Genomic DNA, 13,144 nt, shown 5'->3' on the forward strand with positions numbered 1-13,144 from the left:
ATGCGCCTCCCAGTCTGCTGCTCGATTTGCAATCAGACTGGCACCGGAAACAGGGGCAAGGTCAGGAGCAAACTCACTTGTGCGCACTTGGTTACCCTGGGTTATATTGAGGTTTAGTCTATGTCCCCTTGGGGGGAGTCTGGCTCAGTTTGTTTCGGAATGTTCGCATCAGGACGCGTCAGATGAGGTTGACGCGATAGGAGTCAGGGAGGCAAATCCCTTTTGTTCTCCCATTGGCGTCCCAGGCGAATGTCTGGGCCGTTTTCCTGTGCGTCTACTGTCGGTTTCTCGCTTTAATCTCAAGTCTAGGGTCGAGGTGGCTATGAATGACCTTCAACTGTTTCTCTCTGTTCTGACCGCGCTTGGCCTGATCAGTTCCGTCTGGATGCTCCGGTCCGCGGCCAGACGCCTGCATTACCGGGACCGCTCGGCGTACTGGGTGCGCGTGGCGCCCCTGCTGCTGTGCGGCGTGGTGGCGTTGGTGCTCTTGGCATTGGCTCTGAGTCATGCGGGGACGACGCTGCTGTGGTCAGGTGCGGCGCTGGCTGCCGTGACGGCGGCTGGGAGTTACTGGGTGGAGCTCAATCCGCAGCGGGTTCTGGCGCGCCGCTCGCGGTCGTGATCGGGGGCGTTCGTCTCCACGCGACTCATGCGGGAACGCTAGACTGAGTTGATGCTGGCGTTGCGACTGCTGATCATGCTGCTGGGCCTGCTGCTGGGCCTCGCTGCTGGCCGGGGACTGTCGTCCGTGCAGCCTGGTGAGCTGGGCACCGTGAACACCCTGAGCCTGATGCTCGCGGGGATGCTCACGGCCCTGCTGCTCGCGCCGCGCATCGAGAGCGTCGGCCAGCGGGCCGTGAATCGGTTTGCGCGGTGGTACGGGCACCTGTCTCCCCGCGCGGTGGCGGCCGCGACTTTCGGGCTGATTGTGGCCCTGCTGGTCAGCGTGCTGCTCAGCAGCCTGCTGCGCACCATTCCCTTCTACACGTGGGTGTGGAACCTGCTGGTGACCGCCGTGCTGGGAATCTTCTTCGTATCGTTCGCGCTGCGCAACGTGGAGAATTTTGGCCTGCTGGCCTTCCCGCAGGTGCGCCGCAAGCCCGGCAGCAAACTGCTGGACAGCAACGTCATCATTGACGGGCGGATTGTGGATCTGCTGCGCAGTGGCTTTTTGGAGGGAGAACTGGTGGTCCCGGCGTTCATTCTGCGGGAGTTGCAGACCCTGTCAGATCATCACGACGCGCAGAAACGCACGCGTGGGAAGCGCGGCCTGAACGTCCTGGAAGACCTGCGGACCCTGCGTCCGTTGCGGGTAGAGGACTGGGACGACCCGGCGCTGCCCACCACCGATGACAAGCTCATCCGGCTGGCCCGGGAGAGCGGCGCGCGCATCGTCACCAATGACAGCAACCTCGGCAAGATCGCCCGGCTGCACGGCGTGGAAATCCTGAGTATTCACGAGGCGGCCGTGGCACTCAAGCCTCAGGTGCAGGCGGGGGATCAGCTCATGGTGACGATCAGCAAGGGCGGTCAGCAGAAGAACCAGGGGGTCGGGTACCTTGAGGACGGCACCATGGTCGTCGTGGAGGACGCCATCAAATTCCGTGGGAAGCCCACCCGCGTGGTCGTGGTGAATAACGTGCAGACCAACGTGGGCCGCATGATCTTCGCGAAGCTTGAGAGCGAGGAAGGCGCGGCGTAGACGGTCAGACGGCGGGCGGCGCGCTGTTGGTTCCTGGCGCGCCGCCCCTATCTGCGTGTTTACAGGTCGAAGCGTTGCACGCTGCTCCCGGCGACGCTCTTGGTGACGAGGAGGCGGCTGGGGAGGCGCTCGGAGAGGCTCTCGACGTGCGTCACGACGCCCACCATGCGGCCCTGCGTGCGCAGGTTCTCCAGGGCGTTCGCCACGGCCTCCAGCGCCTGCGGGTCGAGCGTGCCGAAGCCCTCGTCGAGGAACAGGGCGCCCAGCACGCGGTTCCCCGCGAGGTAGTCACTCAGGGCGATCGCCAGGGACAGCGAGGCGAGGAACGTCTCTCCGCCAGAGAGGGTCTTCACGCCGCGGACCTCGCCCGCGTTCCAGAGGTCCTGCACGACGTACTCGCCGTCCTGCAGGGCCAGGCGGTAGCGGCCGTCGCTGATCTCATGCAGGAGGATGCCCGCGCGGGTCAGGAGCTGCGCCTCGATCTCCGCGAGGAGGAACTGTTGGAACTCGTTCGCCTTGAGGCTGTTCGTGAGGGTCTGCCAGGTGTCCAGCGCGCGTGACGCGGCCTGCGCGCGGGCGTGGATGTCCGCCTTGCGCTCCAGGCGTCCACGTAGCTGCCGCTCCTGCTCCGCGAGGCGCCCGGCCTGCTCGCGCGCGGCGGTGAGCGCCGCGTCGGTGGCGGTCAGGTCCCGCGTGACCTGCGCGAGGTGCGCCGGGTCGAAGGGGGCAGCGCCCAGCTGCCGGTCCAAGTCCGCTAGGGCCGAGCGGAGCTGCGCCACGTCCGCCTCGTGGGTGCGGGCGGCGGTTTCCAGCGCGGCGATGTCGTGCTCGGGCAGGGCGGCGGCGCGGGCCTGTGCGGCGTCCAGGTTCAGGTCACGCAGGGCGGCGTCCAGGCCGGTCTGCGCCTCCTGCGCTTCCTGCGCGCGGCGCGCGGCATTGGCCTGCACGCCGCGCAGGGTCGCCCCGGCGGCGGCGAGGTCCCCCTGCGCGCGGGCCAGGGTCGCCTGCGCGTCCTGCACGCGGGAGCGCAGGGCCGCAATCTCGGCCAGGGCCGCCTGCCGTGCGCGTGCCGGGTCGGGCCCAGCGGCACGCACGCGGGCGGCCAGTCCGGCCAGCAGCCGGGCCATGTCGGACTGCGGGTCGCCCGTCACGAGGGCTTCGGCGGCGCGCAGGTCGGTCTCGCGGGCCGTGAGCTGCTCGTCCCAGTTGCGGTACTCGGCGCGTTTCTCGTCCAGCCACGCCTGCCGGGCCTTCAGCGTGGCGCGCAGGTCCGTGAAGCGCGTGCGGCGCTCGTCCAGCGTGCGGGTCAGGGCCTCCACCTGCGCCTGCTGCGCGCCTAGGTCGGCGCGTGGCGCGTCCGGCAGCACCTGCACGGTCTGCCCGCACAGGGGGCAGTCGTCCCCGACGTGCAGGTGCGCGCGGTACGACGCGAGACCTGCCTCCAGCCGTGCGGCGTCCAGGGCGGTCTGGGCAGTCTCCAGCGCCGCCTTGGCCTCGGTCCCCTCGCGTTTCACGCGCTCCTGCTCGGCCGTCTCCTGCGTCTGGGTCCGCTCCTCGCTGGCGAAGCGGTCCAGGGCGGCCTTCAGGCTGACCCGCTCGGTCTGCACCAGCACCCGCTCCTGTCGGGTCTTCTCGGCACGCTGCGCGCCCTCACGGGCGGCGAGGAAGGCGTCCTCGTCCCAGGGGAGGGGCTGGGCGTGCGTGGCGTCCGGTTTGCCGCCCGCGCGGCGGAGCCTCGCCACGTCACTCTCCGCGTCGCGCAGGGCCTCGGCGCGGGCCTCCAGCTCGGGAATGCGGGTCTCGGCGGCCTGGGCGGCCTCCAGGGTCGCGGTGGCCCCCTGCGCGGCCCGTGCGGCGGCGTCCGCGGCGGCCTGCGCCCCCCGTAACTCGGCCGCCTCGCGCGCCGAGGCGATCCGCGCCCGCTCGGCGGCGTCCAGCAGCGGCAGCACGCCCGCCACCCGCCGCGCCCGCGCCGCCCGCGCCGCGCCCTCCTGCACACCCTGGGCGCGGGCCTCCAGCGACGTCAGGCGGCGGGCAGTATCCTCGCGCGACCGCCAGACCCGCTCCTGCTCGCGCAGGCGCAGCTGCAGTCCCGTCAGGCGCTCGCGCTCGTCGGTCAGGCGTTCGGCGTCCGCGTCCGTCCGCTCCCGCTCGACCCGCAGCCCGGCCAGCGCCTCGGGCGTCACGCCCGCGTACTCGCCCTCCAGCACGGCGTTCAAGCTTCCGGCCTCGTGCTTGAGTTCCTTCGCGCGGTCGGACGCGACGCGCTGCATGGCCGCCACGTGATCCAGCCCGGTCAACTCGCCCAGCAGCGCCTGCCGTTCCTTCCCGGTGCCGTGCAGCACGCGGGAGAACTCGCCCTGCGGCAGCATGACGCTGCGCGCGAAGTTCCGGAAGTCCAGGCCCAGCACCCGCCGGATGCGCTCGTTGATGACCTTCATCCCGCCGTCGGACAGGTTCGTCCAGCGGCCATCGTCATCCAGGCGCTCGAAGCGCACTTCGTTCTCCGCCTGCCGCCGCCCCTTCGTGCGCGACGCGCGGTAGGTCACGCCGCCCACCTCAAAGGTCAGGGCCGCGGACAGGCCACGCTCGCCCTGAGAGATCAGCGCGTCCAGGCCTGACGCGCCCAGCCGCGCCGTCTGCCCGTACAGCGCGAACGTCATGGCGTCCAGCAGGCTGCTCTTGCCGCTGCCGGTGGGCCCCACCAGCGCGAACAGTTCCAGATCCCCGAAATCCAGACTCGTGAACTGCCGGAAGGCCGTGAAGCCCTGAAGGTCCAGCTGGATGGGCCTCATCGCTTAGCCTCCGGCGTGTTGATGGTTGAGAGGTGATGGTTGATAGAGGTCAAACCATCAACCATCAACTTTCGACTGTTCACGGCGCTCATGCGTGCTCCTCGGTGCGGGCCAGGTCGTCCGCCTCGCGGAAGGCGGCGCGCAGGTCGTCGGGCAGCTCGCCGCGTTTCTCACGGTGGTAGCGCTCGTACAGTTCCATCAGGCTCAGCCCCTCGCGTTTCAGTTCAGGCAGCGCGAGGTCCTCCTGCACGGCGTCCAGGTCCACAGCGAGGGTGTTCGGCGCGAGGTTCAGCACGCGGTCCTTCAGGCCGGGCAGGGCGGTCCCGGCGGGCGCGCGCACCACGACCTTCAGCAGCCCGTCGAAGCCCTGGAGTTGCGTCAGGCGGCCCTCGACGTGGTCCAGATCCACGCGCACGGTCCGCAGTTCCCGTCCGCTGCTCAGGGGCAGGGCGTGGACACGGGCCGGGCGTCCAGCCTCCACCTCGATGAGGTTCACCTGTTTCTTCTCGCCGGCCTCGCCGAAGTCGAGCTGGATGACGCTGCCGGGGTAGTACGCGGGGGGCGCGTCGGACACCTGCTGTGACTTGTGCACGTGCCCGAGGGCGACGTACTGCGCGCCGGGCGGCAGTTGCAGGCCCGAGAGGGTGTAGCTGTTCGTCAGGTCGAACTGCATGGTGCGCTCACTGCCGCTGGGCACCGCGCCGTCCATGGTCGCGTGGGCCATGAGCATGTTCACGCTGCTGCCGGTGAAGCCCTCGCCCAGGCGGCGCAGGAAGAAGCCCATGCCCTCGCGGTACTTCTGCCGCCACGCGCCCGTGTCCCCGCCCAGCAGGTCGGCGGCCTTCACGAGTCGCCGTTCGGACAGGTATGGCAGCGCGCCCACGACGAGGCGTTCGCCGCCGCGCGTCTCGATGGTGCGCGTCATGTCGGCCGGGTTCGCGGTGGGCTGCGCGACGACCTGCACGCCCACCCAGCCCAGCAGCCCGGTGACGGACGCGAGGCGGGCGGCGCTGTCGTGGTTCCCGGCGATCACGACGCTGGGGATACCCTGGTCGCGCAGGCGCAGGAAGAAGTCGAACACGGCGTGTTCGGCTTCCGCACTGGGGTTGGCCGTGTCGAAGAGGTCGCCGGACACCAGCACCACGTCGGCCCGTTCGGTGCGGGCCAGCGCGGCGATCTCGGTCAGGGCGTCGTGTACCTCGGGCGTGCGGTCAAAGCCGCGCAGGGAACGTCCCGCGTGAAAATCAGCGGTGTGAAGTACGCGCATAACGGAAAAAATAGCACGCAGGGCCGCATTGTCCGGACACAGTGGCCACACCGTGCAGGATAGGGGAGGGCCATGTCTACCCTGCACTGCATATACAGCTGGTGTATGCGTTTGGCTTGGCATTTGAAACGTGTGAACAGGTTTTTGGTCGCCCATGATGAGCTCGTTTGCGCCATGTGCGGCTCTCTCTGGGGATCAAAAGAATAGTCATGAATACGCATTCAAAGGGGCATTTATCATTTTTAAAAACGTCGAAGAATGTAAAGATAGAGCCATGTACAACAGTGACCTCGACCTCATCACAAAAAGCCGCCTGACGGCCACCGGGGACGTGGCCCTCGCCCAGCGCGCCGCCCGTCGCCTGCCCCGCTGGCTGCGCCGCCTCACCCGCCGCTGATCCACTCCGGCCGAGCTACTCCGCGCGCCCCCTGGCCTGCGGAGTAGCTTCCGTTTCACGCTGGATGACATGACCCACCCTGCCCCGGACCGCCTGTGGAACCGCTCCTTCCTGCTGTGGTGGCTCGGCAGCGCGCAGAGCGCCCTGGGCACCGCACTGGCCGGCATCGCCACGAGTTTCCTGGTGCTGCACCAGACCGGCAGTGCCGGAAAGATGGGCGTGAACCTCGCGCTGGCGCTGCTGCCGGGGCTGCTCTCACCTGTGTTCGGAACGCTGGTGGACCGCCTGCCGCTGAAGATCCCACTGATCCTGGGGAACGTCCTGCGCGGCGCGCTGCAACTCACGGTGGGCCTGCTGGCCCTGCGCGGCCCCGTCCCGCTGGAACTCATCTACGCGGCGTCATTCCTGACGGGGCTGATTGGCGCGTTCTACTCGCCCGCCGCGGTGGGTGTCACGCCCCGCCTCGTGCCCCGGGCGCAGCTGCAACGCGCCACCGGCCTGATGCAGGGCAGCACGCAGGTCATGCAACTGGCCGGCCTGGTGGGGGGCGGCGCGCTGATCGGCGTGCTCGGCAGCGCTCCGGCCCTGCTGATCGACGGCAGCGGCTTCCTGATCTTCGCGGCGCTGACGGCCCTCGTGCAGCTGCCCACCCGGGGCGCGGCCCCGCAGGGCGAGCGGTTCTGGACGGCCTTCCGGGCGGGCTTCGATTACGCCCGCCGCAGCCCCCTCACGCTGGGCCTGCCGGTCCTGACGTTCTTCCTGAACGCCGCGTTCGCCCCCATGGAGATGCTGATGCCGGCCCGCATGACCGCGCTGGGCGCCGGGGCGCAGGGCTTCGGGCTCTTCTTCGGACTGCTGCTGGGCGGACTGGCTGCCGGCAGTTTCGGTATGGCCGCCCTGGGCGACCGTGTGGACGCCCGCCGCCTCAGCGCGCCCGCCTTCGCGGCGCTGGGCGTGACCGTCCTGCTGCTGAGCCTCACGCAGACCCCGGCGCAGATGTACGCCCTGGCGTTCGTGATGGGTCTGGTGAACGCCGCACTGAACCTCTCGATCAGCATGATCTTCCAGAAGCGCGTGGACCCCGCCTACTACGGCCGGGTGGGCAGCCTGCTCGGCATGGTCAGCACGGCGGGCATGCCCCTGGCGATGCTGCTCCTCGCACCCGTGGCCGACCACGTGACCGTCAGCGCCGTGTTCGCCGTGGCGGGGACCCTGACGCTGCTGGCCGCTGCCGGCTGGCACGCGCTGCTGGTCCGGGACCGCGCCGCGCCCGCCCTGCTGGCCGCGCAGGGCTGAGCGTCACGCGTCGCCCGGCGTGAGGAACACGCCCAGCAGGCGCGGCACGAGGCCCTCGGCGCGGGGCTGGGCGCGGTCCTCCAGCCACCCGAACAGGGCCTGCACCCTCGTCTCGAGCTCCTGTGCGTCTGCCGGGCTGAGGTGCACGAGGCGGTGTGAGCTCACCACACTCTCGGTCACGTCCTCAAACCCGTCGAAATCCAGCGAGACCTGCCCCAGTGCGTTCAGGTGAAGACTCAGGTCCCGGCCCGGCTGCGCGGCCAGGATCCGGCCCACCCGCTCATGCTGCCGCGCCAGCAGGTCCCGGTGCAGGCCCGCCACCAGCTCGGCCAGCGACGCGTGATCCGTCAGCGCGAACGGCACGCGGAACGCCTGGGCTGCCGCCCGGTAGCGTTTCACGGGCCGCCCGGCGCGCGCCTGCTCCTGCGTGACCACCACCAGTCCCGCGCCGCGCAGCCGGGTCAGGCGGTGGTGGGCCTGCTGCACGCTCAGGCCGCACGTGCGCGCCAGTTCAGCGGCGCTCACGTCCCCGCGCAGCAGGGGCCCCAGCACGGGCAGCAGCGCCGGGTCGAGCAGCAGCCGGGCCTGCTCGGGCGTACTCACGGTCAGGACGGGCGAGAGGTCACTCACGCCTCACAGTGAAGCACGGCGCGCCTGCAACGCTCCGGAAACGCTGGCGGGCGCACGCTGGGCGCCGTGGGGTCAGACCGGCCCCCAGGAGGCACGCCATGAACGCACGCACCGCTGCCCTGCCCGCCCTCACGGCCCTGCTGACCGCCTGTGGCGGTTCGGCCCCCACCCCCACCTACACCCTGAGCGTCAACGTGCCCGCACACCTGGAAGTCGGCGAGTCCACCCAGCTCGCGTTCACTGTCCGGAACAGCCAGGGGGAACCGGTCACCGGTCAGGCGGTCACGTGGACGTCCAGCGACCCGCAGATGGTCAGCGTGACGGCCGCCGGGCAGGCCACCGCCCGCCACCTCAGCCTGTCCCGCAAGAAGGTCACCCTGACGGCCAGGCTGGCCAGCGGCGCGGCCGCCAGTGCCGACGTGAACACGTACGGAATCGACGTGGCTCTGGGCGTGCACCGCGACTTCCTGGGCGGCGCGGAGCGCCTGTCACTGGCGGTCAGCCCGGTCCGCTTCCAGCGGATGGACGGCACGGGCCTGAGCGCCGACGCGACCTGCACCTACACCGGCCCGGTCGGCGCGCCCCTGCCGCCCGTGTGCCTCGTGCGGGCCGCGCCTCCGGGCAGCGCCGGGTACGCCTACGTGCCCTCCGCGCCCGCTCAGGCCGGAACGTACGGCGTGACGTTCACCCTGGACGGGCAGACGTACACCCGGACCCAGGTCATCGACCCGGCGCAGGCGCTGCCCTTCGTGCAGAACCTGAAGGTCACGGTCAGCGGCGCCACGCTCGGCGCGACCGGCACCACGGTCAGTGCCGTGAAGCTCGCGGACGTGTTCCTGTACAGTGACGCGGGCACCAAGGTCTTCTCCTCCCGGGTGGCGGCCAGCGCCAACCTGAACGTCACCACCCCGGTGGCGGGCGGCAGTCCCGTACCCCCCGGCACGTACCACACCATCGTCACGACGTACGCCACCCTGCCGCCAGGCGGGCAGGACGTCCTGCCGGACAACCTGAACTTCACCGACACGTTCGGGCCGGACGTCACCGTGCCCTGACCTCGGGCGCGCATTCCGTCACGGACGGAGCCGGCGGGGCGCGCTATGCTGATCGGCGATGTCTGCTGCCCCAACCGAGGCGTTCCGCGTGACCGGCGGCGTGAATAAAGTGCGGTTCCGTTCCGATTCGGGCTTCACGGTCATGACCGCCCGCATCCGCAACGCCGAGGGCGAGGATCCCGACGCGACCGTCATCGGCGTGATGCCGCCCCTGGATGCCGGGGACACCTTCAGCGCGGACGTGCTGATGGAAGAGCACCGCGAGTACGGCTACCAGTACCGCGTGCTGAACCTTGTCCTGGAGGCGCAGCCTGCCGACCTGTCCGAGGCCGGGATCGCCGCTTACCTGGAAGCGCGCGTGGGCGGCGTGGGCAAGGTCCTGGCCGGACGGATCGCGAAGACCTTCGGCGCGGCCACCTTCGACATTCTGGAAGGCGACCCGGACCGCCTGCTTCAGGTGCCGGGCGTCACGGCCAGCACGCTGCACAAGATGACCCAGAGCTGGTCCCAGCAGGGCCTGGAACGCCGCCTCCTGGCGGGCCTTCAGGGCCTGGGCCTGAGCATCACGCAGGCGCAGCGGGCCGTGAAGCACTTCGGTGAGGCGGCCCTGGAGCGCCTGACCGCCGACCTGTTCACCCTCACGGAGGTCGAGGGCATCGGCTTCGTGACCGCCGACAAGCTGTGGCAGGCGCAGGGCGGCGCGCTGGACGACCCGCGCCGCCTGACCGCCGCGGCCGTGTACGCGCTGCAACAGGCGGCGCAGCAGGGCGGGCACTCGTACCTGCCGCGCGCCCGCGCCGAAAAGGGCGTGGCGCACTACACCCGCGTGACCCCCGCGCAGGCCCGGCTGGCCGTGGATACGGCGGTGGAACTGGGCCGCCTCAGCGACGACACGCCCCCGCTGCTGGACACCGAGGACGCGCTGCACGACCCCAGCCGCATCTACCTGCCGCCCACCCTGCGCGCCGAGAAGAAACTCGCCAGCCTGATCCGCACGCTGATCGCCACGCCCCCCGCCGGGGACGAGTGGACCGTCCCGAAAGGCGCGGCCAAGGGCCTGTCCGCCGAGCAGGCGGGCGTCTTGAACCTGCTTGAAGAGCACCGGCTGGTCGTCCTGACCGGCGGGCCCGGCACGGGCAAGAGCACCACCACCCGTGCCGTCGCCGACCTGGCCGAAAAACTGGGCCTGGAAGTCGGCCTGTGCGCCCCGACCGGCAAGGCCGCCCGCCGCCTGGGCGAGGTGACGGGCCGCACCGCGAGCACCATTCACCGCCTGCTGGGGTACGGTCCGGCGGGCTTCCGGCACAACCACCTCGAACCCGCCCCGTACGACCTGCTGATCGTGGACGAGGTCAGCATGTGTGGCGACGGGCTGATGCTCTCGCTGCTCGCGGCGGTCGCGCCGGGTGCGCGGGTGCTGCTGGTCGGCGACACGGACCAGCTGCCCCCGGTGGACGCCGGGCTGCCCCTGCACGCCCTGACCCAGACGGCGCCCACCGTGCGCCTGACGCAGGTGTACCGGCAGGCGGCCGAGAACCCCATCATCCGCGCCGCGCACGGCCTGCTGCACGGGCAGGCCCCGGCGTGGGGTGACCCCCGCCTGAACCTCGTGGAGACCGAACCGGACGTGGGCGCGCGGCGCGTGGCGCTGCTCGTGCGGGACATGGGCGGCCCCACGCAGGTGCAGGTCCTGACCCCCATGCGCAAGGGACCGCTGGGCGTGGAGATGCTCAACCACCACCTCCAGAGCCTCTTCAACCCCGGCGAGGGCGGCGTGCGCATCGGGGACGCGCACGCCCGGCCCGGCGATATCGTCGTGCAGACGAAAAACGACTACACCAACGAGGTGTTCAACGGCACGGTCGGCACCGTCCTGAAAGCCGACGGCGCGCGCCTGACCGTGGACTTCGACGGAAACATCGTCGAACTCGCTGGGGCGGAACTGTTCAACCTGCAACTCGGGTACGCCCTGACCGTGCACCGCGCGCAGGGCAGCGAGTGGCCCACCGTGCTGGGCGTCCTGCACGAGGCGCACATGCCGATGCTGAGCCGCAACCTCGTGTACACCGCCCTGACCCGCGCCCGCGAACGCTTCTACGCCGTGGGGTCCGCCACCGCGTGGCAGCGCGCCGCGTCCCGGCAGCGCGAGGAACGCTGCACGGCGCTGCTGGACCGCATCCGCGCCCGCTGACCCCCACCGGCCCGGTGCGTGACCCGGAACGCCGCGCGGCGTGCTAGCATGAAATCCCGGAGGCCGAGCGCCCCGGCTTTTCTTTTTGGCCCCGTTTGCACAGGGGTGGCCCCCCGGGCTGGGGGTCAGGCGCTCGCGGTCAGACATGAAATACATCTTCGTCACAGGCGGCGTGGTCAGCAGCCTCGGTAAAGGCGTGGCCAGCGCGTCCCTCGGGGCGCTGCTGCGCGCCCGCGGCTACAAGGTCACGGCCGTCAAGATCGATCCGTACATCAACATCGACGCGGGCACCATGCGCCCCTACGAGCACGGCGAGTGCTTCGTCACCGCGTCCGGCGCGGAGACCGACCTCGACATCGGCAACTACGAGCGCTTCCTGGATCTCGACATCCCGGCGGGCAGCAACATCACGACCGGGCAGGTGTATCAGGAAGTCATCCGCAAGGAACGCGCCGGGGATTACCTCTCGCAGACCGTGCAGGTCATCCCGCACGTCACCGACGAGATCAAACGCCGCGTGCGCGCCGCCGGGGAACGCGCCGGGGCCGAGATCGTCCTGATCGAGGTGGGCGGCACTGTCGGCGACATCGAGAGCCTGCCGTTCCTCGAGGCGATCCGGCAGTTCAAGTTCGACGAGGGCGACGAGAACGTCCTGTACCTGCACCTGACGCTCGTGCCCTACCTGGGCACCAGCAACGAGTTCAAGACCAAACCCACCCAGCACTCGGTCGCGGAACTGCGCAGCGTGGGCATCAGCCCCGACATCGTCATGGTGCGCAGCAAGGAGAAACTCCCGCCCGAGATCACCCGCAAGATCGCCGCGTTCACCAGCGTCCGCGAGAACCGCGTCTTTTCCAGCTTTGACGTCTCCCACGTGTACGAGGTGCCCCTCGCGCTGGAGGAACAGGGCCTGGGCAAGACCGTCGAGGACATCCTGGGCCTCGAGCGCATCCACCCGAACCTCGGCGTGTGGCAGAACGCCGTCAAGACCATCAAGCAGCCCGCGCGTGAAGTCACGATCGCCATCGCCGGGAAGTACACCGCGATGCCCGACGCGTACCTGAGCCTCATGGAGTCCCTCACGCACGCCGGGATCGCCAACGACGCCAAGGTGAACATCCAGTGGGTGAACGCCGAGGACCTCGCCGACCCCAGCGTCACCGACGCGGACGTGAAGGCCTGCCTGGAAGGCGCCGACGGCATCCTCGTGCCCGGCGGCTTCGGCATCCGCGGCATCGAGGGCAAGATCCGCGCCGCGCAGTACGCCCGCGAGAGCGGCACCCCCTACCTGGGCATCTGCCTGGGCATGCAGATCGCCGTGATCGAGTACGCCCGCCACAAGGCTGGCCTGGACGGCGCGAACAGCGCCGAGTTCGACGAGTACGCCCCGCACAAGGTCATCGACCTGATGCCCGAACAGCTGGAAGTCGCCGGGATGGGCGGCACCATGCGCCTCGGCGACTGGCCCATGGACCTCCAGGCGGGCACGAAAATCGCCGAACTGTACGGCGTTCCGCAGGGCGGCACCGTCCGCGAACGCCACCGCCACCGCTTCGAGGTGAACCCCGCGTACACCCAGCAGCTCAAGGACGCCGGACTCGTCATCAGCGGCGTTACCCCCGGCGTCGAGGGACGCGGCGCGGGCCTCGTGGAAACCATCGAGATTCCCGAGCACCCCTACTTCGTGGCCCTCCAGGCCCACCCGGAATTCAAGAGCCGCCCCATGCGCCCCAGCCCCCCCTTCGCGGGCCTCATCAAGGCCGCGCTGGACGCCCAGGCCAGACCGAACTGAAGGTTCAACCGGGAACGCC

10 protein-coding genes are annotated in these 13,144 nt (G+C 70.1%); 7 read left to right on the plus strand and 3 right to left on the minus strand.

The window, feature by feature from the left end:
• Positions 1-322 precede the first annotated feature (322 nt).
• Together IEY63_RS16700 and IEY63_RS16705 are read left to right on the plus strand one after the other, a co-directional pair.
• Entirely contained in the window at positions 323-622 is a 300-nt protein-coding gene (locus tag IEY63_RS16700; protein ID WP_189070132.1) for a hypothetical protein, read from the plus strand.
• Between the two features lie 51 nt (positions 623-673).
• The gene (locus IEY63_RS16705) at positions 674-1,702 is read left to right on the plus strand and encodes a PIN/TRAM domain-containing protein (protein WP_189070133.1); all 1,029 of its coding nucleotides are present in this window, start codon (positions 674-676) and stop codon (positions 1,700-1,702) included.
• A 59-nt stretch (positions 1,703-1,761) separates the two neighbouring features.
• On the opposite strand, the gene IEY63_RS16710 is transcribed toward IEY63_RS16705, so the two are convergent.
• Positions 1,762-4,497, minus strand: a complete 2,736-nt coding sequence (locus IEY63_RS16710; RefSeq protein ID WP_189070134.1) for an AAA family ATPase — start codon at positions 4,495-4,497, stop codon at positions 1,762-1,764.
• An 88-nt stretch (positions 4,498-4,585) separates the two neighbouring features.
• Complete coding sequence (locus IEY63_RS16715; protein ID WP_189070135.1) at positions 4,586-5,764, minus strand: metallophosphoesterase family protein; 1,179 nt, start codon at positions 5,762-5,764, stop codon at positions 4,586-4,588.
• Positions 5,765-6,038: 274 nt separating this feature from the next.
• Between IEY63_RS16715 and IEY63_RS22505 the strand changes: the two genes are divergently transcribed.
• On the plus strand, positions 6,039-6,161 hold the full coding sequence (locus tag IEY63_RS22505; protein WP_268239672.1) for a hypothetical protein: 123 nt from the start codon (positions 6,039-6,041) through the stop codon (positions 6,159-6,161).
• A gap of 69 nt (positions 6,162-6,230) precedes the next feature.
• Positions 6,231-7,457: an MFS transporter gene (locus IEY63_RS16720; RefSeq protein ID WP_189070136.1), complete on the plus strand. Its 1,227-nt coding sequence runs from the start codon at positions 6,231-6,233 to the stop codon at positions 7,455-7,457.
• Between the two features lie 3 nt (positions 7,458-7,460).
• On the opposite strand, the gene IEY63_RS16725 is transcribed toward IEY63_RS16720, so the two are convergent.
• Positions 7,461-8,087, minus strand: a complete 627-nt coding sequence (locus tag IEY63_RS16725) for an ArsR/SmtB family transcription factor (RefSeq protein ID WP_189070137.1) — start codon at positions 8,085-8,087, stop codon at positions 7,461-7,463.
• 98 nt (positions 8,088-8,185) lie between these two features.
• Between IEY63_RS16725 and IEY63_RS16730 the strand changes: the two genes are divergently transcribed.
• The 3 genes from IEY63_RS16730 to pyrG all read left to right on the plus strand — a co-directional run bounded on the left by IEY63_RS16730 (position 8,186) and on the right by pyrG (position 13,125).
• Entirely contained in the window at positions 8,186-9,142 is a 957-nt protein-coding gene (locus tag IEY63_RS16730) for a hypothetical protein (RefSeq protein ID WP_189070138.1), read from the plus strand.
• 58 nt (positions 9,143-9,200) lie between these two features.
• The gene (gene recD2 / locus IEY63_RS16735) at positions 9,201-11,333 is read left to right on the plus strand and encodes an SF1B family DNA helicase RecD2 (RefSeq protein WP_189070139.1); all 2,133 of its coding nucleotides are present in this window, start codon (positions 9,201-9,203) and stop codon (positions 11,331-11,333) included.
• A gap of 145 nt (positions 11,334-11,478) precedes the next feature.
• Positions 11,479-13,125, plus strand: a complete 1,647-nt coding sequence (pyrG, locus tag IEY63_RS16740; protein WP_189070140.1) for a CTP synthase — start codon at positions 11,479-11,481, stop codon at positions 13,123-13,125.
• Positions 13,126-13,144: the final 19 nt, after the last annotated feature.

This window comes from Deinococcus radiotolerans (assembly GCF_014647435.1).
Classification (GTDB): Bacteria; Deinococcota; Deinococci; order Deinococcales; family Deinococcaceae; genus Deinococcus; species Deinococcus radiotolerans.

What these genes read in the sequence shown, in the direction of transcription:
- IEY63_RS16700 (WP_189070132.1), top strand. Translation starts at nt 323, where the DNA reads ATGAATGACCTTCAACTGTTTCTCTCTGTTCTGACCGCGCTTGGCCTG.
- IEY63_RS16705 (WP_189070133.1), top strand. Translation starts at nt 674, where the DNA reads ATGCTGGCGTTGCGACTGCTGATCATGCTGCTGGGCCTGCTGCTGGGC.
- IEY63_RS16710 (WP_189070134.1), bottom strand. Translation starts at nt 4,497, where the DNA reads ATGAGGCCCATCCAGCTGGACCTTCAGGGCTTCACGGCCTTCCGGCAG.
- IEY63_RS16715 (WP_189070135.1), bottom strand. Translation starts at nt 5,764, where the DNA reads ATGCGCGTACTTCACACCGCTGATTTTCACGCGGGACGTTCCCTGCGC.
- IEY63_RS22505 (WP_268239672.1), top strand. Translation starts at nt 6,039, where the DNA reads ATGTACAACAGTGACCTCGACCTCATCACAAAAAGCCGCCTGACGGCC.
- IEY63_RS16720 (WP_189070136.1), top strand. Translation starts at nt 6,231, where the DNA reads ATGACCCACCCTGCCCCGGACCGCCTGTGGAACCGCTCCTTCCTGCTG.
- IEY63_RS16730 (WP_189070138.1), top strand. Translation starts at nt 8,186, where the DNA reads ATGAACGCACGCACCGCTGCCCTGCCCGCCCTCACGGCCCTGCTGACC.
- recD2 (WP_189070139.1), top strand. Translation starts at nt 9,201, where the DNA reads ATGTCTGCTGCCCCAACCGAGGCGTTCCGCGTGACCGGCGGCGTGAAT.
- pyrG (WP_189070140.1), top strand. Translation starts at nt 11,479, where the DNA reads ATGAAATACATCTTCGTCACAGGCGGCGTGGTCAGCAGCCTCGGTAAA.